The 22,695-nt window shown below is 67.6% G+C and carries 20 protein-coding genes; 13 read left to right on the forward strand and 7 right to left on the reverse strand.

The window, feature by feature from the left end; all coding sequences use genetic code 11:
* Window positions 1-30: 30 nt before the first annotated feature.
* The gene (locus ACFVVC_RS03295) at window positions 31-549 is read right to left on the reverse strand and encodes a DinB family protein (RefSeq protein ID WP_387449153.1); all 519 of its coding nucleotides are present in this window, start codon (window positions 547-549) and stop codon (window positions 31-33) included.
* Between the two features lie 70 nt (window positions 550-619).
* On the opposite strand from ACFVVC_RS03295, the gene ACFVVC_RS03300 reads away from it, so the two are divergent.
* Both ACFVVC_RS03300 and ACFVVC_RS03305 read left to right on the forward strand, forming a co-directional pair.
* Window positions 620-1,606, forward strand: coding sequence for an ABC transporter ATP-binding protein (locus tag ACFVVC_RS03300; protein WP_387449156.1), 987 nt, complete (start codon window positions 620-622; stop codon window positions 1,604-1,606).
* Entirely contained in the window at window positions 1,596-2,396 is an 801-nt protein-coding gene (locus ACFVVC_RS03305; protein ID WP_387449159.1) for an ABC transporter permease subunit, read from the forward strand. Before ACFVVC_RS03300 ends, ACFVVC_RS03305 begins: the two co-directional genes overlap by 11 nt.
* 37 nt (window positions 2,397-2,433) lie before the next feature.
* Here ACFVVC_RS03305 and ACFVVC_RS03310 read toward each other — a convergent pair whose 3' ends face one another.
* On the reverse strand, window positions 2,434-4,947 hold the full coding sequence (locus ACFVVC_RS03310) for a DNA topoisomerase (ATP-hydrolyzing) subunit A (protein ID WP_387449162.1): 2,514 nt from the start codon (window positions 4,945-4,947) through the stop codon (window positions 2,434-2,436).
* 76 nt (window positions 4,948-5,023) lie between these two features.
* On the opposite strand from ACFVVC_RS03310, the gene ACFVVC_RS03315 reads away from it, so the two are divergent.
* The 5 genes from ACFVVC_RS03315 (at window position 5,024) to ACFVVC_RS03335 (ending at window position 12,156) form a co-directional block, all read left to right on the forward strand.
* Window positions 5,024-7,708 carry a GNAT family N-acetyltransferase gene (locus ACFVVC_RS03315; RefSeq protein WP_387449165.1) on the forward strand — a complete coding sequence of 895 codons (2,685 nt, stop codon included), beginning with the start codon at window positions 5,024-5,026 and terminating at the stop codon, window positions 7,706-7,708.
* Between the two features lie 41 nt (window positions 7,709-7,749).
* Window positions 7,750-8,493: a DUF5998 family protein gene (locus ACFVVC_RS03320; RefSeq protein ID WP_387449167.1), complete on the forward strand. Its 744-nt coding sequence runs from the start codon at window positions 7,750-7,752 to the stop codon at window positions 8,491-8,493.
* 1 nt (window position 8,494) lies between these two features.
* The gene (locus ACFVVC_RS03325) at window positions 8,495-9,727 is read left to right on the forward strand and encodes an alkaline phosphatase family protein (protein ID WP_387449171.1); all 1,233 of its coding nucleotides are present in this window, start codon (window positions 8,495-8,497) and stop codon (window positions 9,725-9,727) included.
* Window positions 9,720-10,451 carry a thymidine kinase gene (locus ACFVVC_RS03330; protein ID WP_387449174.1) on the forward strand — a complete coding sequence of 244 codons (732 nt, stop codon included), beginning with the start codon at window positions 9,720-9,722 and terminating at the stop codon, window positions 10,449-10,451. Before ACFVVC_RS03325 ends, ACFVVC_RS03330 begins: the two co-directional genes overlap by 8 nt.
* 154 nt (window positions 10,452-10,605) lie before the next feature.
* Window positions 10,606-12,156 carry a DUF222 domain-containing protein gene (locus tag ACFVVC_RS03335; protein WP_387449176.1) on the forward strand — a complete coding sequence of 517 codons (1,551 nt, stop codon included), beginning with the start codon at window positions 10,606-10,608 and terminating at the stop codon, window positions 12,154-12,156.
* Between the two features lie 179 nt (window positions 12,157-12,335).
* On the opposite strand, the gene ACFVVC_RS03340 is transcribed toward ACFVVC_RS03335, so the two are convergent.
* The 3 genes from ACFVVC_RS03340 to ACFVVC_RS03350 all read right to left on the reverse strand — a co-directional run bounded on the left by ACFVVC_RS03340 (window position 12,336) and on the right by ACFVVC_RS03350 (window position 15,030).
* On the reverse strand, window positions 12,336-12,920 hold the full coding sequence (locus tag ACFVVC_RS03340) for a dihydrofolate reductase family protein (protein WP_387449179.1): 585 nt from the start codon (window positions 12,918-12,920) through the stop codon (window positions 12,336-12,338).
* A gap of 115 nt (window positions 12,921-13,035) precedes the next feature.
* Entirely contained in the window at window positions 13,036-14,349 is a 1,314-nt protein-coding gene (gene sepH / locus ACFVVC_RS03345) for a septation protein SepH (RefSeq protein ID WP_387449181.1), read from the reverse strand.
* A 192-nt stretch (window positions 14,350-14,541) separates the two neighbouring features.
* Window positions 14,542-15,030 (reverse strand): DUF3093 domain-containing protein, encoded by a 489-nt coding sequence (locus ACFVVC_RS03350; RefSeq protein ID WP_387449183.1) that lies wholly within the window; start codon window positions 15,028-15,030, stop codon window positions 14,542-14,544.
* A 103-nt stretch (window positions 15,031-15,133) separates the two neighbouring features.
* Here ACFVVC_RS03350 and dut point away from each other — a divergent pair, with 103 nt between their 5' ends.
* The 4 genes from dut to ACFVVC_RS03370 all read left to right on the forward strand — a co-directional run bounded on the left by dut (window position 15,134) and on the right by ACFVVC_RS03370 (window position 17,617).
* Window positions 15,134-15,652 (forward strand): dUTP diphosphatase, encoded by a 519-nt coding sequence (gene dut, locus ACFVVC_RS03355; RefSeq protein ID WP_387449186.1) that lies wholly within the window; start codon window positions 15,134-15,136, stop codon window positions 15,650-15,652.
* Between the two features lie 105 nt (window positions 15,653-15,757).
* Entirely contained in the window at window positions 15,758-16,471 is a 714-nt protein-coding gene (locus tag ACFVVC_RS03360) for a DUF3710 domain-containing protein (protein WP_387449189.1), read from the forward strand.
* 46 nt (window positions 16,472-16,517) lie between these two features.
* A complete protein-coding gene (locus ACFVVC_RS03365; protein ID WP_387449834.1) occupies window positions 16,518-16,826 on the forward strand; it encodes a hypothetical protein in 309 nt (102 codons plus the stop codon).
* Window positions 16,823-17,617, forward strand: a complete 795-nt coding sequence (locus ACFVVC_RS03370; protein ID WP_387449191.1) for a DUF3159 domain-containing protein — start codon at window positions 16,823-16,825, stop codon at window positions 17,615-17,617. Before ACFVVC_RS03365 ends, ACFVVC_RS03370 begins: the two co-directional genes overlap by 4 nt.
* 38 nt (window positions 17,618-17,655) lie before the next feature.
* On the opposite strand, the gene ACFVVC_RS03375 is transcribed toward ACFVVC_RS03370, so the two are convergent.
* Window positions 17,656-18,417 (reverse strand): potassium channel family protein, encoded by a 762-nt coding sequence (locus ACFVVC_RS03375; RefSeq protein WP_387449195.1) that lies wholly within the window; start codon window positions 18,415-18,417, stop codon window positions 17,656-17,658.
* Entirely contained in the window at window positions 18,414-19,088 is a 675-nt protein-coding gene (locus tag ACFVVC_RS03380) for a potassium channel family protein (RefSeq protein WP_387449199.1), read from the reverse strand. Before ACFVVC_RS03380 ends, ACFVVC_RS03375 begins: the two co-directional genes overlap by 4 nt.
* A 118-nt stretch (window positions 19,089-19,206) precedes the next feature.
* On the opposite strand from ACFVVC_RS03380, the gene ACFVVC_RS03385 reads away from it, so the two are divergent.
* Both ACFVVC_RS03385 and ACFVVC_RS03390 read left to right on the forward strand, forming a co-directional pair.
* Window positions 19,207-21,183: an APC family permease gene (locus ACFVVC_RS03385; protein ID WP_387449202.1), complete on the forward strand. Its 1,977-nt coding sequence runs from the start codon at window positions 19,207-19,209 to the stop codon at window positions 21,181-21,183.
* Window positions 21,180-22,568 carry a class I SAM-dependent RNA methyltransferase gene (locus ACFVVC_RS03390; RefSeq protein ID WP_387449206.1) on the forward strand — a complete coding sequence of 463 codons (1,389 nt, stop codon included), beginning with the start codon at window positions 21,180-21,182 and terminating at the stop codon, window positions 22,566-22,568. The genes ACFVVC_RS03385 and ACFVVC_RS03390 overlap by 4 nt, the downstream gene beginning before the upstream one ends.
* Window positions 22,569-22,695: the final 127 nt, after the last annotated feature.

Consider the following 22,695-nt stretch of genomic DNA (forward strand, 5'->3'; position numbering starts at 1 on the left):
GCAGGCCGCAGGGCTCAGCCGACCGTACCGCTAGCCGTCGACGTCGTGCAGGTGGTGGACGACGTCGTGCAGGAAGTATTGAGTCAGGGTCAGGACCGTGAACTCGGAGCCGTTGCTGCGCAGGCCCTTCCGTCCCCAGTCCTCTTCGCGGACACCGGCGAAGGCATCCGCGGCCTGGTGTCCTTCGGCGGCCAGTTCGGCGTTTACCTCGGACGGATCGGAATTGGCGTAGTCCTTTTCCTCGGCTGTCAGGTCCTGGTCCCAGTTGTCGAAGCGGGCGCCGTCCTCGGCCAGCATCAGGTTGAGCCGGTGGTCGAAGAGGCTGAAGACGTCCCGCACGTGGCAGGCATACTCCAGCGGGGACCACGTCTGGTCGTCGGGGCGCTCAGCGGCGTCCGGCCGGCGCAGGACGGCCCGCCACCGGGGCAGCATGCTTTCGATGATGCCGGGAACGGTTGCCGGGGTCGCGGTGGAAGCGTCGAAGGAACATTCCGGGCAGGTGCGGGACAAGACCCAGGTCCAGTCCTTTTCATCAGGAACGATAGGCATGAGAGCAGTCTAGGGGGTCCGGGCCGAAAGACTCTGGGACGCCAGGGGGGCGCCTGCCTAGCCTTGCAGCATGAGTGCGGATGGCCGCCGGGATGCGGGAGCACCGATGGATGCGGACAGCATGGTGCAGCTGTCCGGCCTGATCAAGCGGTTCGGCCGGAACACAGCGCTCGACGACGTGACCCTCACCATCGGGCCGGGCGAGGTATTCGGGTACCTGGGCCCCAATGGGGCGGGCAAGACCACCACCATCCGGCTCCTGATGGGCATGCTGCGGCCCACATCCGGCACAGCGACGGTGCTGGGGTTGGATGCTTGGCGGCAGGCCCGGGACGTCCACCGCCTGGTGGGCTATGTGCCGGGGGAGCCGGCGCTCTACGAACGCCTCACCGGCCACCAGCACGTGGCGTACTGCGCCCACCTGCGGCACCGGGATGATGCCCCGCGCGCCGCCGAGCTGGCGGACCGGCTCGACCTGGACCTGGACCGCCAGGCCCGCACCCTCTCGCGCGGAAACCGGCAGAAGCTTGCCGTTGTCCTGGCAGTGATGTCCGGGCCGCGGCTGCTGGTGCTGGACGAGCCCACCAGCGGGATCGACCCCCTGGTGCAGCAGGTATTCCACTCCATCCTCCGCGAGCACACGGCCGGCGGCGGGTCCGCGCTCTTCTCCTCGCATGTCCTGGGTGAGGTGGAACGCGTCGCGGACAGGATCGGCGTGGTCCGGGCGGGGAAGCTCGTGGCGGTGGAGCGGCTGCAGGACCTCGCTGCTCGGTCCCTGCACCGGGTGCGGGCCCGGTTCACCAACACGGTGTCCGCGGCAGAGTTCGCCGGTGTCCCGGGCGTACGGGACCTGACGGTGGATGGCCGCTCGCTGAGCTGCAACGCCCCGCAATCGGCCCTGGATGCACTCCTGAAGCTGGTGAGCGCCCGGGACGTGGAGGACTTTGAGTGTTCCGAGGCTCCGTTGGAGGAAACCTTCCTGAGCTACTACGGCTCGGACCAGGGCGGCACCAGGGCCCTGGATGCAGCCCGGACGGAGGCACGCCATGCTGGCTAACGTCCTGGTAAAGACGCTCCGGGACCAAAGCAGGACGCTGCTCGCGTGGGCCGTCTCCCTGGCCCTGATCGTGGCCATGTACGCAGCCGTGTGGCCGGCGGTCCAGTCCCAGCCATCCATCAGCGGCTTCATCGACCAGATGCCGGAGGCCTTCCGGTCCCTGTTCGCCACCTCCAGCGCGGATATGTCCACCCCCACGGGGTACATCCAAGTGGAGCTGATGTCCTTCATGGGACCCATCGCCGTCTTGATCTACGCCGTCAGCGCCGGCGCTGGCGCCATCGGCGGGGAAGAGGACCGGCACACCATGGACCTGCTGCTCTCCAATCCGGTGGGCCGCGGGAGGGTAGTAGTGGACAAGTTCGCGGCCATGGCCTTGGGCACCTTCCTGCTGGCCGCGGTCATGGGCGTTTCGCTGGTGCTGGAGGGCAGCCTGGTGGACATGGTCCTGCCGCCCGATAAAGTGGCCGCCGCCATGCTGCACCTGGCCTTGCTGGGCGTCGTCTTCGGCAGCCTTGCCCTGGCATTGTCGGCGGCCACCGGACGGACCGGGCTCAGCCGCGGCATACCCGCCGTCCTGGCGGTGCTCGCCTACATCGTCAACGCGCTCGCCCCGCTGGTGGATGCCTTCGACCGGATCCACCAGGTCTCGCCGTTTTTCCAGTACATCGGCCACGATCCGCTGCGGCAGGGCACCGCTTGGGACAGCGTCTTGGTCTCGGCAGCCACGATCGCCGTTTTCGTGGCGCTCGCCGTCGCCGGCTTCCGCCGCCGCGACGTCGCCGGGTAATCGCCGGGTAAATGCCGGGTGGGCCCGGCGCCGGCCGCTAGTTTTCGGGTGCCGGTTCGGACTCCCACGCCATGGCCGGTCCCACGACTTCCACGGCCTGGGACAGGGGGACGCCCGAGCCGTCCCTACGGCCATGCTCCTGCGGCAGGGACCGTGCCACGCCGGCGGCGGATGACGCCTTGGCCGGCCCATGTCCTGCCCAGCCCAGCAGCAGCGTGTCCTCGCCCTTCAGGAACCGGTGTGCCCGGACGCCCGCAGTGGCCCGTCCCTTGGCAGGGTATTCATCGAAGGCGGTGACCTTGGCGGTCCCGGGGGCAGTCCCGGGAAGGGCGCCGTTGGTCCCTGCGATGGTGACCACGACGGCGGCGGCGTCGTTCGGCTGGACGGTGCCGAAGAAGACCACCTGGTCACCGTCGGCCAGTTTGATGCCGGCCATGCCACCTGCGGTGCGCCCCTGGGGGCGGACGACGGCGGCGGGGAACTTCAGCAGCTGGGCCTGCCTGGTCAGGAAGACCAGCTCGGCGTCATCCGTGCCGGCGGGAGCCACTCCCACCACGAAATCCTTGTCCTTGAGGGTGATGACTTCCCAGTCTTCGCGGTTCAGGGGGTAGTCCGGCTGGACGCGCTTCACCACGCCTTGGGCGGTGCCGATGGCCAGGACCTCATCCAGGCGAACGAATGCCACCAGGGATTCGCCCTTGACGAGGGTGAGGAATTCCTTGGCCGGTACGCCGCCGGCCAGGTTGGGCAGCCCCGCCACCGGCGGCAGGACGGGCATGTCCATGACCTGCAGGCGGAGCATGCGGCCCAGCGAGGTGACGGCCGCGATCTCGCCGCGGGCCGACGTCTTGACCACCGATGCGTACACGTCGTGCTTGTTCCGGGGCCCCGCTTCGGCGAGGGGTTCCTGGTTGCTGGTCCGGGCCACCTGACCGGATGCGGTGAGGATCGCCCAGCAGGGGTCGTCGGCGATTTCCAGCGCCAGCGGGGCTGCCTTGCCCTTCCCGGGGGCCGCTGCCAGTTCGGCGGCGATGGTGGGGGACACGGCCTCGGATTCCAGCAGTACGGTGCGCCGCGGGGTGCCGTGTGCCTCGGCGATCGCGCCGAGTTCGTCGGAAACCACCGTGCGGAGCAGTTCCTCGGAGTCCAGGATGGCCTGCAGTTCAGCGATCTCGCGGCGCAGCTCGTCCTGCTCCTTTTCCAGCTCGATCCGGGAATACTTGGTCAGCTGGCGCAGGCGCAGTTCCAGGATGTAGTTGGCCTGGACTTCGGTGAGGTCGTAGATGGACATCAGCCGTTCGCGGGCGGCGGAGGCCTCGTCCGAGGACCTGATGATCTGGATGACCTCATCGATGTCCACAATGGCGATGAGCAGGCCCTCCACCAGGTGCAGGCGGTCCTTCTTCTTGCCCAGCCGGAAGGCGGTGCGGCGGCGCACCACGTTGATGCGGTGGTTGACGTAGACCGAGAGCAGGTCCACCAGGCCCAGGGTTTGTGGTTGGCCGTCGACGAGGGTGACGTTGTTGATGCCGAAGGAGTCCTCCATCGGCGTGTAGCGGTAGAGCTGCTGCAGGACCGCGTTGGGGTTGAAGCCGTTCTTGAGTTCGATGACCAGCCGGAGTCCATGCTTGCGGTCGGTGAGGTCCACGATGTCGCTGATACCGGTCAGCTTCTTGGCGTTGACCGCGTCCTTGATCTTCTCGATCACCTTTTCCGGGCCCACCATGTACGGCAGTTCGGTGACCACCAGGCCGGTGCGGCGTGCCGAAAGCTGCTCGATTTCCACCTTGGCCCGGGTCTTGAACGAGCCGCGGCCGGTGGCGTACGCGTCCCGGATGCCGTCCAGGCCCACGATCCTGCCGCCGCTGGGGAGGTCAGGGCCCGGCACGAACCGCATGAGGTCCTCCAGCGTGGCGTCCGGGTGGGCGATCAGGTGCCGGGCGGCCGAGATCACTTCCACCAGGTTGTGCGGGGCCATGTTGGTTGCCATGCCGACGGCGATGCCGGTGGCGCCGTTGACCAGCAGGTTGGGGAAGGCTGCGGGCAGGACGTCCGGCTGGGTCAGCTGGTTGTCGTAGTTGGGGACGAAGTCCACCACGTCTTCGTCGAGGTGGTTGGTGAGCGTGAGGGCCGCGGCCGCCAACCTGGCCTCGGTGTACCGCGGTGCCGCCGGGCCGTCGTCGAGCGAGCCGAAGTTGCCGTGCCCGTCAATCAGCGGCAGCCGCAGGGAGAAGTCCTGGGCCATGCGCACCATGGCGTCATAGATGGCCGCGTCCCCGTGCGGGTGCAGCTTTCCCATCACCTCGCCCACCACGCGGGCACTCTTGACGTGGCCGCGGTCCGGTCGCAGGCCCATGTCGCTCATCATGTACAGGATGCGGCGCTGCACCGGCTTGAGCCCGTCGCGGGCGTCCGGGAGCGCCCTGGAGTAGATCACCGAGTACGCGTACTCCAGGAAGGAGCCCTGCATTTCGGACGTGACATCGATATCGACGATGTTCTCCGTGTAGTTGTCGTCCACGATGGGTTTTGAACTTTGGCGGCGGGCCATGGGGTTTGCTGGATCCTTCTGCGGGTGCTTGCAGCTTTTCGGGCATGCTGCGGGAGTTCTTGGCTAGGCTAAGCCTATGGTGGATCAGCCCGGGGACGGCGAATATCCGGAACATTGGGAGGCCGATGTCGTCCTGAGGGACGGCGGAACGGCGCACCTGCGGCCCATCCACCCGTCGGATGCCGACGCTGTCCAGGCCTTCCACACCGGACAGTCGCAGAATTCGATCTACATGCGCTTCTTCGCGTTCAAGGCCAGGCTGTCCGCCAAGGAACTCAAGCGCTTCACCGAGGTTGACTACAAGGACCGGGTGGCGTTCGTCATCACCATCCACGGCGAGATCATCGGCATTGGCCGCTACGACCGGCTCACCGACCCCACCGAGGCCGAGGTGGCCTTCAACATAGCCGACGCCCACCAGGGCCGGGGCATCGGCTCCATCCTGCTGGAGCACCTGGCCGCCGCCGCGCACGAAAACGGGATCCGCAAGTTCACCGCCGAGGTGCTGCCGGAGAACCGCAAGATGCTGATGGTGTTCTCCGACGCCGGCTACGACGTCAAGCGGCATTTCGACGACGGCGTCGTCAGCCTTGAGTTCAACGTGGAGCCCACCGAGAAGTCGCGCGCCGTCATGGAATCCCGCGAGCACCGCGCGGAGGCGAGAAGCGTCCGGGACCTGCTGACGCCGTCGTCCGTTGCCGTGATCGGAGCCAGCCGCAAATGGGGCACCGTGGGGTACCAGCTGCTTGAACACATCATCGAGGGAGGCTTCCACGGGTCCGTCTACGCCATCAACCCGGAGGCGCTGGAACTGGCCGGGATGATCCCCTACGGCAAGCTGTCCGAGGTTCCCGAACCCGTCCAGCTGGCCATCATCGCCGTGCCCTATGAAGAGGTGGCCGGCGTCGTGGAAGACTGCGCAGCTGCCGGGGTCAAGGGCGCGGTGATTGCCACGGCAGGCTTCGCGGACGACGGCGAACGCGGCCTTTTGCGGCAGCGCGCCCTGGTGCGCCAGGCCAGGGCCAACGGGATGCGCGTGATCGGCCCGGCGTCGCTGGGCATCGCCAACACGCACCCGGACGTGTCGCTGAATGCGTCGATGGCCCCCACCATGCCGCTGCGTGGCGGCTTGGGCCTGTTCAGCCAGTCCGCGGCGATCGGCGTCTCGCTGTACGCCGCGTCAAGCCGGCGCAGGCTGGGGCTCTCCAGCCTGCTCTCCGCCGGCAACAGGGCGGACGTTTCCGGCAACGACATGATGCAGTACTGGGAGGACGACGCCGATACCGCCGCCGTGGGCCTGTACCTGGAGTCCATAGGCAACCCACGCAAGTTCTCCAGGATCGCCCGGCGCCTGGCCCGCACCAAGCCGGTGATCGTTGCCAAGTCGGACACCATGGGATTGCGGCTGCCGCCCGGACACGCCGTCCGTACCACGCAGGCACCGGCCGGCGCCCTGGACGCCATGTTGCGCCAGTCGGGGGTAATCCGCGTGGAGACCGTGGAAGAGCTCGTGGACGTCGCCCAAGTGGTGTCGGGCCAGGGGCTTCCGGCCGGGCCCGACGTCGCCATCTTCAGCAACTCCCAGGCCCTCGGCAACGTCGTGGCGGACAGCGCAGTGGCACACGGGCTGGGCGTTGCCCAGGTGCTCTCCGGCCTCGACCTGGACGCGGGCCAGTCGGTGGCGCTGCCCGCGCTGCGGAAGGCTCTCCTGGACGCCCTGGCCTCGGATACCGTGCACGCCGCCGTCGCAGCCCTGCTGCCCGCCCGGGGCCTGACCGTTGACGCCGTGGCCCGGGTCCTGGCGGAGTGTGCTGCCGCAGCGGGGAAACCCGTGGTGGCGGCGTTCAGCGGCATCCTGGACCCGGCCATTAACGTGGAGGGCCTGGTGGGCGCCGACGGGTGCACGGTTCCCTGCTTCTCCAACCCCGGTGCCGCGGTAGCGGCGCTCGCCGCCGTGGTGAGGTACGCGGAATGGGCTGCCCGCGACCAGGGACCGTTCGTGGAACCGGCGGGCTGCGATCCCCGCAAGGCCGAAGCCGAACTCGACGGGCTGCTCCGGGACGTCACCGGTGAACAGCTCAAGCAACTGGAACCGGCGGCAGCGGCTTCCCTCCTGGGGCATTACGGCATCACCGTCCTGCCATCGGCGGCCTTCAATACGCCCGACGAGGCCGTGCAGGCAGCGGAAGCCCTCGGCTGGCCGGTAGTGCTGAAGACCACGGACCCGGCCCTCCGGCACCGGCTGGACCTGGGCGGGGTACGCCTTGGCATCGAGGACGCCGAATCGCTGCGCCAGAACGTGGTGCAGATGCGGCGGGCGCTCGCCGCCTACGGAGACCCGGCCCTGGAGGTCCAGTCCATGGCATCGGTGGGCCAGGCCTGCACCTTCCGGGCCATCGAAGACCCCTTGCTTGGCCCGGTGATCTCGTTCGGCCTCGCCGGTGACGCCGTCAACCTGCTCGACGACTGGGCCCACCGGGTTCCGCCGCTGTCCGCCGCCGACCTCCACGACTTCATCCGTGCCCCCAGGGCATCGCGGAAACTGTTCGGGTACCAGGGGCTGCCCGCCGTTGATGTTCAGGCCCTCGAGGACCTGGCCGCCAGGCTGGCCTGGATGAAGGACAACCATCCGGAGATCGCGCTCGTGGAATTCAACCCCGTCCTGTGCGGCACGTCCGGGGCTACGATCCTCGCCGCTGACGTGCGGATTGGCAACGCAGCGCAGCGGACGGACAGTGCCCGCAGGGCAATGCTGGGCTGAGGCGGTTAGCAAGTGACCGGCCGATCTGTGAAAATGGGGGCATGAGCTTCCAGCCTCCCGCGTCGGCGCCCGAAACGCCCGGCAATGAAAACCAGGCACTCCGCCAGCACAGCTCACACCATCACGGACTCCAGGGCCAGAGCCTCGAAGACGCGCTGCAGAAGGCCGGCTTCTACCCACGCCTGGTCTCCGACGTCGTTGACGATGCGCTGGACGGCCGGGACTGCGTGGCGCATCTGGTGCACCTGGAAACGCATTTTGACCGGGCGGAGGTGCGGCGGCACATCACCGTTCTGGTGCTCACCGCGGACATGCTGGTTATCACCCATGTGGACGACCAACAGCTGGACGAGGCGGGGGAGCAGATCGTCGCGCAAATCTCCACCGAATCCGTTCCCGTGGCCCAGATCCGCTCGGTGGTCCTGAGCTACATGTACGCCCAGCCGCAAAATTACAAGCCCTCGGATCCGGTGCGCGAGCTGACCCTGTCCATTGCGTGGTCCGGCGGCCAGCGCCTGGACATGGGGCCTGCCAGCTGCGGGGACCCGCAGTGCGAAGCGGACCACGGTTACACCGGCACCATCGCGCAGGAGGACATCGTGCTCCGCATCAGCGCCGAGGCCGACGGGCTGCAGGCCGTGCAGGACGCCAAGCTTTTCGCCCGGGCTTTGCGCGCCGTCAACACCGGCTCGGCAGCGCCCGCGTCCCACGTGCAGTCCATGGCTCCCCGCCCGCGGTCCGGGGTGTTCGGAAACCGGCTCAGCCGCGGGCACCAGCAGCGCTGAGATGCCCGAAGCCCGCCACCAAGCCGAACCGACTCCCGCTTCCGGACACACCCCCGATCTCCCGCCCCCTCCCGCTTACGGGCACCGCTCCGTCGCCGAAGTCCTCACCAGCGCCGCGGCGAGCCTGGGGGTGGAAGGCTTCGACAACACCCTGGCCCTTCCCGCCGCCGGCCGCGTCTGCGTGGTCCTCGCCGACGGCCTGGGCCGGAACCTCCTGAAGCAGAAAGCCGCCCACACCCCGTTCCTGCGTTCCGTGGTCCAGGCAGGGCAGGGCGACGTCCCCGTATGGCTGGACTCGGCCTTTCCTTCCACCACAGCGGCAGCGTTGGCCAGCTTCGGGACCGGGCTCCCGGCCGGCCAGCACGGCATGGTGGGCTACGACGTCCTGGACCCCGGCCAGGACAAGGTGGTCAACCTCCTCGGGAACTGGGATCCCGGCGTCGACCCGGCCACGTGGCAGCCGTTCCCCACCGTCTTTGAGCGGGCGGCCGGGCAGGTGGACGTCAGCACCGTCAGCCTCGCCCAGTTCAACGGCTCGCCCATGACCCGGGCCGCCCTGCGCGGAGGCAGGTTCATCTCCGGAACCACCGCCCATGCCCGCACCGGGGCTGCCGCCGACGCGATGGCGGGCGCCGGTCCATCCCTGATGTATTTCTACGTGAATGAACTGGATAAGGCAGGCCACCGCTACGGCTGCCGGTCGGAACAGTGGGAACACCAGCTGGAGGAGCTCGACGCCACGGTCAAGCGGCTCAATTCCTCGCTGCCCGCAGGGACTACGATCCTGCTCACCGCAGACCACGGCATGCTCGACATTCCCGAACCGCAGCGCATCGACTTCTCCGCCGACTCCGCGCTGGTCGACGGCGTCCGCCATACGGCCGGCGAACCCCGGATGGTCCACCTGTACCTCGACGACACGCACGTGGACGGCGCTGCCGGCCGGGAACGGCTGGTGGCGGCCTGGAAGGCAAGGTTCGGCGACCGTGTGTGGGCCTTCACCCGGGACGAAGCAATTGCCGGGGGACTTTTTGGTGACGTCCGGCCTGCCGTGGAGGGCAGGATCGGTGACGTCATGATCGCGGCGCGGGATGCCGTCGCCCTCTATGACGGCCGGCGCATGCGGTCCAGCGCCATGGAAGTGGTGGGCCAGCACGGCTCCCTGACCAAGGCTGAGCGGGAGGTCCCGCTGCTTTGCTTTACGGCGGACGGAAGGAGCCGCCGGCGTGGCTGAACTCATTTTCTTCTCCGGCACCATGGACTGCGGAAAATCCACGCTGGCCCTGCAGATGGACTACAACCACCGGGCACGCGGCCGTGGCGGTGTGCGGTTCAGCCGCAACGACCGTGCCGGCGAATCCCGCATCTCCAGCCGGCTGGGCCTGGAGACGGACGCCGTGGAGGTACTGGACACCACGGACTTCTGGGAGGAAGTCATGGTCCGCCGCACCCAGGGCCGGCGGGTGGACTACCTTATCTGCGACGAAGCCCAGTTCTACACCCCGGAGCAGGTGGAGCAGCTGGCCAAAGTGGTGGACGAGATCGACGTCGACGTCTTCGCTTTCGGCATCACCGCCGACTTCCGCACCCGTTTGTTCCCCGGGTCCCAACGCCTCATCGAGTTGGCGGACCGGGTGCAGGTGCTCCAGGTGGAGGCGTTGTGCTGGTGCGGCCGCCGGGCCACGCACAACGCCAGGACGGTCGACGGCGTCATGGTCACCGAGGGTGCGCAGGTGGTGGTCGGCGACGTGGACATGGTGGCGGACGCGGCCACCACTCAGGCTGCCGAACACGTCCCCGTGGTGGGGTACGAGACGCTGTGCCGCCGGCATTTCATGCGCAGGGTGACGGCGCACGGCGCCAAACTGATGGCCCAGCAGGACGAATTGCTGCCGTTCGAAGTGGACGCCTGCCTGTGGCGTGGTTCAGGCGGGCCAGGGGAGCCCCGCGGGACGTAACGGTCCGGACGGAACCGCTGGTTGAGCGCGCGGGTGGTTGGGCTTGTCGAAACCTGGAAACCGGTGGTTGGGCTTGTCGAAACCCGTCCGGTCTTCTTGGCGCCCGGTTGTGCTGCTCGGCTTAAATGTCGTACCCCGTTGTGACGATGGGTTTATGGGGAAAGCGGCGGTGGTGGGGGCGTTTGAGGACATTCGCGCTGCCCTTGCCGTGCTGGTTGCGGAGGTGGACGGGTGTGGTGCGGAGCTGTTCTGTGCTGCTGATCCGTTGGCCGGGTTGGCGGATGGCTGCCTGGATGTCCTGGCCGGTGCGCGTGAGGTGGAGGCCAGGGTCGCCGCTGTGAAGGCCCGGGCTGCGGTGGCGTATGCGGAGGCGGCCGGTGCTGTGGCGGGGCCGGTGCTGCCGGTGGTGGCGCAGGAGATGGCGGTCGCGGCCGAGATCGGCTGTGTGCTGGCGCTGGGTCCGCGGGCGGCGTCTTCGTTCCTGGCCACCTCGCACGCGCTGAGCGCCTCGTTGCCGCGGACCGCGGCAGCTTTGAACAACGGGACCCTGTCGTGGCAGCACGCCACGGTGATGGCTGATGAAACGGCGGGTCTGGATGCTGCCGGGGCGGCGGGGTTGGAGGCACATTTCCTGGACCCGGACGCACCGGATGCGGCCCGGGGGTGCCCGGTGGGGGAGTTGCCGGCGCACCGGTTCCGGGCCAAAGCCAGGGTTTGGCGGGAACGCCACCATGCCGAGAGCATCGAGAAACGCCACGCCAAGGGAATCATGGACCGGCGGGTGGAGTACCGGCCGGACCAGGACGGGATGGCCTGGCTCGCCGCTTACCTGCCCGCGGACCAGGGGGCAGCGGCCTGGAACCGGCTTACCGCTCTTGCCCGTGGGCTCCAGGGCCCGGGCGAGGGCAGGACTCTCACCCAACTGCGGGCTGATACTTTCGCCGATGCGATCCTTACCAACGGACTCGTCCCCGGCAGCACCAGAGGGGGCGGTAGCGGTGCCGGGGACCACGCCAGCGGCAGCGCCGGGACCGGGACCGGGGACGGGGAGGGGGCGGTGGCTGGCTTGTCTTCCTCGGTCCGGGCGCAGGTGTTGGTGACGGTGCCGGTGTTCTCGCTGCTGGGGTTGACGGATGAGGCGGCGGTGTTGGATGGTCATGGGCCGATCCCGGCCTCGATGGCCCGGCGGCTGGTCGCGGAGGGGGCGGGCTCGTTCTACCGGGTGCTTGTGGATCCGCGGGACGGGGCACCGTTGGAGATCGGCAGGAAGAGCTACCGGGTGGGCAAAGCGATGCGGAACTGGCTCCGGCTGCGGGACGGTAAATGCCCGTTCCCCGGGTGCAGCAGCCCCTCCCTGGACACCGAGGCCGACCACATCCTCGCCTGGGCCAATGGTGGCACCACCGGGATCAGCAACCTCGGACAGCCGTGCCCCAAACATCATCGACTCCGGCACGCCACCGGCTGGAAACCCACCCCAGCCACCAAAACCGACCCACCCGGCTGGACCTCACCCATCGGCCGCCACTACCAAAGCGAACACCAGGACTGGGAACCGACAAAGTGGCCCCAACCACCGGGCCAACGTCCGAAAGAGTGGCGGAGCCAAGCGGGCGAACCGCCGGGCAGCCACCCCGACTTCGCCTACTTAGGGCTGTCGCCAGGAGAGGAAAGCCTGGCACGGATCCTTCACGCTCCCGCCTGACACCAGCCCGCCTGACACCAGCCGGCATGAAAGGCGAAGCTCGCGGCTGACCAGTGCGCCGCCGTCGAACGGGACTCTCCTGTACTCACGGAAGGACCCCCGCCGCGCCGTCGGCATAGCTGCCAGCCCGACACCCTGCCTGCCCTGCACCCTGCCGCCCGGCGACCTGCAGGCGCCTGCTAGCTCCTGCGCCGGTAGCGGATGTGGGTTGCCAACGGAGAGTGAAGCACCTCGACGGGTTCGAAGTCGAAAGACTCCACGCCGTCGAAGATACGTTCGCCCGAACCGAGAAGGACCGGTGCGATGTCTAGCGTCAATTCGTCCACCACGCCGGCAATCAGTGCCTGGCGGACGGTCGAGGCTCCACCTGCGATATCCACGCCCTTTTCTCCCGCGGCCTGGGACGCGGCGGCGTAGGCGGCGTCGAATCCGTCGGTGACGAAGTGGAATGTCGTCCCGCCCTCCATCTGGATCGGGTCATGTTCATAGTGGGTCAGGACGAACACCGGCGCATGATACGGCGGTTCCGGACCCCACCAGCCGTTCCATTCCTCATTCCACTCGCCGCGGACGGGGCCGAACATGTTCCGGCCCATCACATAGGCGCCGCGGGGCCGCATGAGCCAATCAGCCGCGACCTGGTTGGTTTCAGTGGCCCGGGGGTCGCCGATATGCCAGCCGTGCAGTTCAAGTCCCCGTTTACCCAGCGGGTTTTCGAGGCTTTGGTCCGGTCCGGCGACGAAGCCGTCCAGCGAAATAGACATATGGCAGGTTGTGTCCGGCACCGAGAACCTCCTGGTGATTGCGCTTTACACGCGGCCGCGTGGTGGGGATCCTAGCACGGGCCCGAGTCCATCAGGGGCCGTTGGAGGGAAGCTCCTAGTCGCTTCGGGTTCCGAAAACGATCTCATCCCAGGAAGGGACGCTGGATCGTTTTGGCCTTGCCGGGCGTTCGGGTGCCTCGGCTTCCGGAAGTTGGCCGGTGGTGGGGGAAGAGTCGTCCTGCTTCGCTGTGGTGCGGCGGGGGTTGCCGCCAAGCAACTCATCCAGCCCGGCGCCGCTTGTTCCTGCGCCCTGGCTGCCGGCCGACGGTTTCTGCGGGGACGCGGCAATGGTGATTTCCCTCGTGTCCGTGCTGACGCCGTCGTGAAGCCGCAAAGCGTCGTCCTGGGTGTCGCGGTGCGGCGGAATGAGGCTGAGCCTCGATAGCATGGACGGCCTGGCGTCCCTGCGACGGATGAACGAATCACCCTGGGCTGCCGGTCCGTCCCGCTTGTCGTCTTGGGGCTCCGGTTCGGTTGATTCTGGTTCAGGAACCACCTCGGACGGGCGGGGATGGGCCGCCGGTACCCCATGGGTCAGCAGCAGCGCCAAGGCGTCATCGGAATCTTCGTCGACGCCTATCCGCTGGCCACGCCGCGACCGGAGCATGTCCAGGAGGCCGTCGGACTCCTTGCCGGCCTCCTGTGCCGGGGCACCCTGGGTGCCGGAGGAAGCCTTGGACGAGTCCGCGTCGGTTTCAAAGTCGAAGGGCCGGTCCGATACTGCTGTGAGGCGGCGGGCCGGAACAGGTCCGTCCAGCGGCTCAAGCTCGCTTAGTTGTTGAGCCCAGCGGTTGGTGTTCTGCAGCGACTTGCGTGCGGGACTGAACGTCCACAAAGCGGGAGGCTCCTCGCCGATACCCGACGTCCCGCCGGGTTTGGCCTCGAAGCTCGCAGCTACCGTCCAGGTGCCGTCCTGGCGCCGCCACGAATCCCATTCCACCGTTGCCGGGTCGATGCCGTGTGCGGACAGTCGATGGGAAACCATGTCGTCCAGGGTGGCGGGGTTGTCGCCGAATGCGGACCGGTAGATGTCGTGGCCGGGGGAGGGCGCCGCGACTTCAACTTTCCGCGCCTGCTGCGCAACGTACTCACGCTCGGCAAGGACCGGCCCTTCGTAACGCTCAACCTTGGCCAGCGGCATGCCGGACAACTCCGCAACATCGGCAGCGGTGGCACCGGCGCGGATCCGGGCCTGGATGTCCCTGGGGGACATCGGAACGGCAGGCCGCTCCGCCCGCGGTTTGGCCGCGGACCGGCTGGCCGTCCTGAGGGCCTCATCGATCGGCAGCTGGAACATCTCGCCGCCGGCCCCGCTCAACAGGAGATGCGTCCCGTCGTCGTGCACGCCTACAAGCCGTAGATCCTGCATACAAATCCTCCACCCTGGCATTACTATCAATCGAAACTCTGCCACCCGGTGGGACGGAATTGGCTCAAGGGGCAGGGCGCGCCGTGATTTTCCGCCTGAGTCCGGCCGGAAGAAGTCAGCGCCAGGGCCACCCTGCGCCAGGCAGAGCATCGGCAGGCGGGGAGGGGGCTGCCGCGGCAGGTACCTGGTTCCTTAGCCCCGGGTCAGGGCTGCGGTCAGCTTTTCCGGGTGCCGGGTGGAGGCGAGCCAGTACGGGGTGCGGTCGGCCGGGTCGGTGATCTCGATCTTCACGACTGGATCGATCCAGCCCCGGATGCAGAGGTAGGCGAGCCCGTTCAGCCTCGTGCCCCGCTCTGCTGTGGCTTCGCCGGAGGTGAACGGCTCAACGGCGCCCACAAATTTACGGTCGATGGTGGCCCGTCCAACCGTCAGCGCGTCCCGGGTAACCGTAATGGCGGGAGTAGACAGGACCAGGAGCACGCTGATGATCGCAAGGAGCACCACCGCCGCGGTATACCCGGCCGCCATGCTGATGGGTGCGAAGACCAGGATGCCGGCTGCGGAGACGCCCACGGCGATGACCCAAATCCAGGCATTGGGCCAGAGCTTCTCCTGGTAAGTGACAGGGGTCCCGGCCGAGGGTTTGCTGGGAACGGAGGCTGGCGTGCTTGATTCGGGCATATGCCAAGCTTTCCACCTTTGGTCCGCTATTTCATCTTGGGTCCCGGGCTCCGGATCCGGCCATCTGGGACTGTTGCGGGGACGCGGGTTAGAGTGAGTGACTGTGACTGAACATCCCACCGCAGTAGACCTCGTCCCGGAAACGGCAGCCCCAGCCCCTGCCAGGCCCACCTTGCAGGTCCAGTTGAAGATGCTGGATCCGGACCTGGAGGCTCCTTCATACGCGCATCCGGGCGACGCCGGAGCGGACCTCCGCGCGCGCGAAGACGTGGTCCTGATGCCGGGGGAGCGCAAACTGGTCCCCACGGGTGTGGCCATTGCCCTGCCCGACGGGTTCGTGGCGCTGATCCACCCGCGTTCCGGACTCGCCACCAAGCACGGCCTGACCATCGTCAACGCACCAGGCACGGTGGATGCCGGCTATCGGGGGGAGATTTCGGTAACCCTGCTGAACACCGACTCATCCCAGCCGATTGAGCTGCGCCGCGGCGATAGAATTGCCCAGATGGTTATCCAGCGGGTGGAACACGCGCACTTCATTCCTGTCAGCGAATTGAGCGGTTCCGTGCGCGGCACGGGAGGCTTCGGCTCCACCGGCGGGTTCAACGTTCCCGGAGCCTGACACCTCCCCAACAACCGCTGCCACGCCAGCACGCACGACGGCAGGACCTGGTCCCGGCCGGCAGATTTTGAGAACTGGCACATTTTAGGAACGAAGGAGTCACCCATGGTCTTTGGGCTCGGCAGGAAAGCCAAGAAGGAAGAGCTGGCGCAACCGGCCGAAGAGCTCACGGCAGCGGAACCTGGAGAAGACGCTGCCGCCGCTTCCACGCGTGGCCAGGACGGCCCCTTCGATGAGTCCGAGGTAGGAAGCCGGGACGGCTTCGTTGACCTCGGTGCCCTGCTGATCACGCCCAGCGAGGGACTCCAGCTCCGCCTCGAGGTCGAAGAAGCAACGCAGCGCGTGGTGGCTGTCACGCTTGACCTGAACGGATCCAGCCTCCAACTGCAGGCGTTCGCCGCCCCCAAGACAGAGACGCTGTGGGACGAAATCCGCGAACAGATCGGCCAGTCGGTCGGTGCCCAGGGCGGCCAGGTCGAAGAGGTGGAAGGCTCGTTTGGCACGGAACTGGTCGCCAAACTCCCTGCCGGGCTTCCGGATGGCAGCCAAGGCTACCGGGTAGCCCGTTTCATCGGCGTCGATGGTCCGCGCTGGTTCCTGCGTGGCGTCCTGGGCGGACCCGCAGCCTTGGAACGCCCCGCCGCCGAACCGCTCGAGACGCTGTTCCGGAAAGTGGTGGTGGTCCGGGGTGACAGCCCCATGCCGCCGCGGGACCTCCTGCAGCTGCGGCTGCCGAAGGATGCCTCCGCTACTCCTCCGCCCGCCGGTCCCACTTTGGAGGAACCAGAACGTGGTCCCGAAATCACCCAAATCGGCTGAGGCCGAACACGGCGGACCCGCCCAGGTATCCGGTGGGCTGACTCCGCTGGACCAACTCCCGGACAAAGGACGCGTGCTGTGCCAGGGGCACATTGAATCTGTCACCTTCGTACCCGCAGACCGGACAGCAGAGTTCAGCGCCATCGTCTCCGAGACCGGAACCGGACGGCCGGGCGGCGGCCCCGGCCGGAACAAGCCCGCACGGCTTCGCATCGTGTGGCTGGGCCGACGACGGGTGCCGGGCATCGAAGCCGGCGCCGAGATCCGGGTCGAGGGAATGCTTGCGCGCGGCAAGGACATGCCCACCATCTTTAATCCCCGTTACGAGATCATGTCCCGCCAGGAGACCGAATGACCGAGCAGCAGCCCGAACAGTCGTCCGAAAACGCAGGCCCGGGCCGGCGGCGGGGTGCGGTCCCATCGCCGGCAGCCGCCCAGAGTCCGGCAGCCGCCCCGTCGCCGGTGGCCGGCCTGGCCGCCGAATACGCGGCCAAGGCGGGGCTCCACCGCACCCACGACGGCCGGGTGGACGTTCTGCGGAGCGCCGGGGGAGTCCAGGGCATTGCGGAGAGCACTGTCCCCGGGTTGGTCTTCCTCGTGGCGTTCACCGTTACGCGGGAGCTCACGCTTTCCCTGGTGGCCGCCCTGGCCTCGGCGGCTGCGTTCACCATCGCCAGGCTGGCACAACGGCGCCCCCTGACCCAGGCCCTGGCGGGCGTGGTAGGCGTCGGCATTTCAGCGTGGCTGGCCAACACCACCGGCAAGGCGGAGGATTTCTACCTGCCCGGCTTCTTCACCAACGGCGCCTACATCCTGGCGATGGTGGTTTCGATCATCGTCAAATGGCCGGTGGCCGGGCTCCTCTTCGGCTTCATCCGCAACGAGGGAGTGGACTGGCGCAAGGACCCCGACCGCGTCAAGGCCTACCGGCTGGGCACCTGGATCATCGTTGCGGTGTTGGCGCTCCGGCTCATCGTCCAGGTGCCCCTGTACCTGATGGGCGCGGACGGCCTGGCCGCCCTCGCCACCACGCGCCTGATCATGGGCGCGCCCCTTTACATTCTTGGTGTGTGGGTGGCCTGGCTCGTCACCCGCCCGGCTCCGGCCGTCGTCGAAGACCAGGCCGTCCCCGGCCCCGACGCCTGATACCCAAGCCGCCTGACGCCTCAAGGCGCCTGGCGCACCTAGCCGTCGAAGCCGTCGTCGTCCGGAACCGGACCGTACCCGCTCACGGCAGGCTCGGCGCCGACGGCGGGCTGCGGCGGGGCGCCGGCGTCGATGCTGCCGGGAGCTGAGGAGAGAAGCTCACGCAACCTGTCCTCCGCGGCGATCGTGGTGACGAAGAAGAGTTCGTCGCCGCCGTCAATCACATCGTCGCGGCTCGGGGTGATGGGAGCCTGGTCGCGGAGGATTGCCACGAGCGTGGCGTCATCCGGCCAGTGGATGTCCCCCACGGTCATGCCGATAACGTGCGAGTCGTGGGGCACCGTGAACTCCACCAGCGACGCAACGCCGGTCTGGAGCGTCAGGAGCCTGACGAGGTCGCCGATCTCCACCGCCTCCTCCACAAGGGCGGTCATCAACTGAGGGGTGTTGACGGCGACGTCGACACCCCAGGAGTCATTGAACATCCAGTCGTTCTTGGGGTTGTTGACCCGGCCCACCGTGCGGCCCACCCCGAACTCGGTCTTCGCCAGCAGCGACACGACCAGGTTGACCTTGTCGTCACCCGTGGCGGAAACCACGACGTCGGCGTCTTCCACCTTCGCGCCCTGGAGGGTCGACAGCTCACATGCATCACCCACCAGCCAGTGGGCACCACGCAGTCCGCTGCGCCCGATCACCTCCGGTTTCAGGTCGATCAGGAGGATTTCGTGCTTGTGCGCCAGCAGTTCCCGGGCGATGGATGATCCGACGCTGCCGGCGCCGACGATGACTACTTTCACTGATACTCCTTGGCGGGGGCTTTGGCGAGGATCTGGGCGATCAGGGCGCTGCGGTCCACCTGCAGCATGGCGTGCACCGTATCGCCGTCCTGGTACGCGGTGCCCGCCTCGGGCAGCAGGCCTTCGCCGAAACGGGTGAGATAGGCCACACGGACACCGGCGGCCTTCTCGATGCTGCTGATCCGGTGCCCGACCCAGCCGCTGTCCAGGTCCAGTTCCGCCAAGACCAGCCGCCCGGAGGGTTCGCGGAAATCGCCGGCGAGGTGCTGCTCGGGCAGGATGCGGCGCAGTACCTGGTCCGCGCTCCAGCGGACGGCCGCAACGGTGGGAATGCCCAGGCGCTGGTAGATCTCGGCGCGTCCGGGGTCGTAGATCCTGGCGACTACATGCGGGACATGGAACGTCTCGCGGGCCACGCGGGTAGCCAGGATGTTCGAATTGTCGCCGCTGGAAACCGCCGCGAAGGCATAGGCTTCACCGACCCCGGCCTGCTTCAGGGTGTCCCGGTCGAATCCCACACCCGTGACCTTCCGGCCTGTAAACCCTTGGCGGAGCCGGCGGAACGCGCGGTCGTCCTGGTCGATGATGGCCACGGAATGGCCGGCATCCTCCAGCGTGTGCGCCAGCGTTGCCCCCACCCGGCCACATCCCATGATCACGAAATGCGCCACCGTATCTCCTCTGTATGTACGTCACGATCGTGCAGCTAGAACTCTACCGGCACGTCCGCGGTTCGGCCCGGCTTGGCTCCGTCATGACATCGTCCGCGATTCAGACTAGCTTTGTGGGGTGTTGACAATACTGAACGCCGTCAAACGCGTGCTGGTGGGCAGGCCCTTCCGGAATGACCGCCTCGCCCATACCCTGCTTCCGAAAAAGATCGCACTGCCGATCTTCGCATCGGACGCGTTGTCGTCCGTGGCCTATGCCCCGGACGAGATCCTGCTGACCCTTGCCCTCGCAGGCGTCAGTGCGGTGGCCATCTCACCGCTGGTGGGCCTGGCCGTGATGGTGGTCTTGCTGACCGTCGTCGCTTCCTACCGGCAGAACGTCCATGCGTACCCGTCCGGCGGCGGCGACTACGAGATCGCCAACGTGAACATGGGGAAGTTCGCCGGCCTGACCGTGGCCTCGGCTTTGCTGGTGGACTACGTCCTGACGGTTGCCGTGTCCATGTCATCGGCCGCGGCGTACCTCACGACGGCTGTCCCGTCCCTGCACGGCCAGCAGGCAGTCATAGCCACCATCGGCGTCGTGATCCTTGCCCTGGTGAACCTGCGCGGCATCAAGGAAGCGGGCAGCGTCTTCGCCGTCCCCACCTACATCTTCATGGCCTCCATCCTGGGCATGACGGCGGTGGGCATCTTCCAGGCGGCCACCGGACAGCTGGGGCAGGCGCCGTCGGCAGCCTTCACCATCGTCCCGACCGAGGGCTTCGACCAAGGCCTGGTGGGGCTGGCCGGTGCATTCCTGCTCTTGCGGGCCTTCTCCTCCGGCGCTGCAGCCCTGACTGGTGTTGAAGCGATCAGCAACGGCGTTCCCAACTTCAGGCACCCCAAGAGCAAGAACGCAGCCACCACCCTGCTGCTCCTGGGCATCATCGGTGCCGCGATGCTCGCAGGCATCATCTACCTGGCGAACGCCACGAAGGTCCACATCGTGCTGGACCCGGCCAAGGAGTTCCTGCTCAACGGCAACCCACTGCCCGAGGGCTACATCCAGAACCCGGCCATCAGCCAGATCGCGCAGACCATCTTCGGCCCCGGTTCCATCCCGTTCTACATCGTGGTGGCAGCCACCGGCGTCATCCTGGTGTTCGCCTCCAACACCGCCTTCAACGGCTTCCCCGTGCTGGGCTCCATCCTGGCGCAGGACGGCTACCTGCCGAGGCAGCTGCGCACCCGCGGCGACAGGCTCGCCTTCAGCAACGGCGTGCTGGCCCTCGCCGCCGGCGCCCTGGTGCTGATCATCTCCTTCGACGCCGACGTCACCAAGCTGATCCAGCTCTACATCGTGGGCGTCTTCATCTCCTTCACCCTCAGCCAGCTCGGCATGATCAGGCACTGGGGCCGCGAACTGAAACTCGCCAAGGACAAGGCCGTCCGGCGCCGGATGATGAAATCCCGGACCATCAACACCATCGGGTTCGGCATGACCGGCCTGGTGCTGGTCATCGTCCTCATCACCAAGTTCCAGCAAGGCGCCTGGATCGCGCTGCTGGCCATGTTCGTCCTCTTCCTGATCATGTGGAGCATCCGGGCACACTACGACAACGTGGCCAAGGAACTCGCCGTGGACGAGGACTCCTCGCCTCGCGCCCTGCCCACCCGGGTCCACGCCGTGCTGCTGGTATCGCACGTCCGCAAGCCCGTCCTGCGTGCCCTGGCCTACGCCCGCGCGTCCAGGCCCTCGCGGCTGGATGCCATCACGGTGGACATCGACCCCGAAGAGACCGCCCACACCATTACCGACTGGGAAAAGCTCGAAATCCCGGTCCCGCTGACTGTCCTCGCCAGTCCATACCGCGAGACGGTCACGCCCATCATGGACTACGTCAAGCAGATGCGCCTTGATTCCCCGCGTGACCTTATCGTGGTCTACATTCCCGAATACGTCGTGGGCAAATGGTGGGAACAGCTGGTGCACAACCAGACCGCACTGCGCATCAAGACCCGTCTGCACTTTGAACCCGGCGTCATGGTGGCCAGCGTTCCCTGGCAGCTCAAATCCTCCGAAGAAGCCAAGAACCTGCAGGACGTCCAGTGACCGTAAGAACCTCGCCCACGGCAGTACCGGCAACCGACCAGGCTGGCCACGCCGGCGAAGAGGCCGTCCTCGACGTCGGGCCCGTGGCCCACGGCGGGCACTGCGTGGCCCGCCATGAAGGCCGGGTGGTCTTTGTCCGGCATGCGATCCCCGGCGAGAAAGTCCGTGCCCGGCTGACCGATGCCGGCGAGGACGCCAAGTTCTGGCGTGCGGACGCCGTGGCGATCCTTGAGGCATCCCCGGACCGGGTGGAGCACTTCTGGCACCTCGCCGATTCAGGCCGGGCCTGGGGCCATGGCCATCCGCCGGTGGGCGGCGCCGAGTTCGGGCACATCAGGTTGGCCCGGCAGCGGCAACTGAAAGCTGACGTCCTGGCCGAGCAGCTCACCCGGCTCGCCGGCGTCGACCCTGCAGCGTCCGCGTGGACCGGCGGCGTGGAAGCCGTGGGGGAGGCGCACGACGACGGCTCCGGCCTCGGGTGGCGGACACGGGCGAGTTTTTCGGTCACCCCGGGCGGGAAGCTTGGGATGCACGCGCACCGCTCCGACGCCGTCTTGCCGGTCCGCGAGATGCCGCTGGCCATCGACGCCATCAACGCGCTGAGGCTCTGGGACATCGACCTGCAGGGCATCGAGCGTGTTGAGGTGGCAGCTCCGGCCAACGGATCCCGGCCGCTGGTGCTTTTGGCGCCGGCGCCCGGAACCAAGGACAAGCGGCTGCGGGCGATTGCGGCAGGACTGCCGGCGGACGTGTCCGTGGCGGCGTTCGATCCGGACAGCGGAGACGTGACCCAGGTCAGGGGCCGGGCGTGGGTCCAGGAATCGGCGGCCGGCCACGACTACCGCGTGTCCGGTGCAGGCTTCTGGCAGATCCACCGCGACGCGCCCGAAACACTTGTGGGCGCTGTCACAGAATTACTGCGGGGCGGAGGCTTCCTGCAGGCCGGGGCAGTCGTTGCGGACCTCTACGCCGGTGCCGGCCTTTTCACGGGGGTGCTGGCCGATGCCGTGGGAGAGACCGGGTCCGTCCTCTCGGTCGAAGGCGCGCCCGGATCCAGCCGCGATGCCCGTAAGAACCTCCATTCCGCACCGCAGGTGGAGGTGGTCCAGGGCCGCGTGGAGCGTGTGCTCCGCCAGAAACCGCGGAATTTCGACGCCCTCATCCTCGACCCGCCGCGTGCGGGAGCCGGGAAGGCCGTCGTCGGGCAACTCATTGCCTCGCAGCCCCGCGCCATTGCCTATGTGTCCTGTGATCCGGCGTCGTTTGCCCGTGACCTCGGTTACTTCCGACGCTCAGGCTGGGAACTCGCCGGGCTCCGCGCCTTCGACTTGTACCCCCACACCCACCACCTGGAGACCGTGGCGCTGCTGGCTCCCGGTCCGTGATGCCACCGGCGTTTTGGACTACGATGGCCGTAGTAGTCCCACGTCGCGCCCGAATTCTCGGCCGGCCGTGTGCAATTTTCGGGCCCTCGAACTACTTAGGGCATCCTAACTAGCAGGCGGTCAACCG

This window comes from Pseudarthrobacter sp. NPDC058196 (assembly GCF_042882685.1).
In the GTDB taxonomy this organism is placed as follows: Bacteria; Actinomycetota; Actinomycetes; order Actinomycetales; family Micrococcaceae; genus Arthrobacter.

Excerpts from the sequence above, each read along its gene's own strand:
- ACFVVC_RS03295 (WP_387449153.1), bottom strand. The coding sequence starts at position 549 with ATGCCTATCGTTCCTGATGAAAAGGACTGGACCTGGGTCTTGTCCCGC.
- ACFVVC_RS03300 (WP_387449156.1), top strand. The coding sequence starts at position 620 with ATGAGTGCGGATGGCCGCCGGGATGCGGGAGCACCGATGGATGCGGAC.
- ACFVVC_RS03305 (WP_387449159.1), top strand. The coding sequence starts at position 1,596 with ATGCTGGCTAACGTCCTGGTAAAGACGCTCCGGGACCAAAGCAGGACG.
- ACFVVC_RS03310 (WP_387449162.1), bottom strand. The coding sequence starts at position 4,947 with ATGGCCCGCCGCCAAAGTTCAAAACCCATCGTGGACGACAACTACACG.
- ACFVVC_RS03315 (WP_387449165.1), top strand. The coding sequence starts at position 5,024 with ATGGTGGATCAGCCCGGGGACGGCGAATATCCGGAACATTGGGAGGCC.
- ACFVVC_RS03320 (WP_387449167.1), top strand. The coding sequence starts at position 7,750 with ATGAGCTTCCAGCCTCCCGCGTCGGCGCCCGAAACGCCCGGCAATGAA.
- ACFVVC_RS03325 (WP_387449171.1), top strand. The coding sequence starts at position 8,495 with ATGCCCGAAGCCCGCCACCAAGCCGAACCGACTCCCGCTTCCGGACAC.
- ACFVVC_RS03335 (WP_387449176.1), top strand. The coding sequence starts at position 10,606 with ATGGGGAAAGCGGCGGTGGTGGGGGCGTTTGAGGACATTCGCGCTGCC.
- ACFVVC_RS03340 (WP_387449179.1), bottom strand. The coding sequence starts at position 12,920 with ATGTCTATTTCGCTGGACGGCTTCGTCGCCGGACCGGACCAAAGCCTC.
- sepH (WP_387449181.1), bottom strand. The coding sequence starts at position 14,349 with ATGCAGGATCTACGGCTTGTAGGCGTGCACGACGACGGGACGCATCTC.
- ACFVVC_RS03350 (WP_387449183.1), bottom strand. The coding sequence starts at position 15,030 with ATGCCCGAATCAAGCACGCCAGCCTCCGTTCCCAGCAAACCCTCGGCC.
- ACFVVC_RS03360 (WP_387449189.1), top strand. The coding sequence starts at position 15,758 with ATGGTCTTTGGGCTCGGCAGGAAAGCCAAGAAGGAAGAGCTGGCGCAA.
- ACFVVC_RS03370 (WP_387449191.1), top strand. The coding sequence starts at position 16,823 with ATGACCGAGCAGCAGCCCGAACAGTCGTCCGAAAACGCAGGCCCGGGC.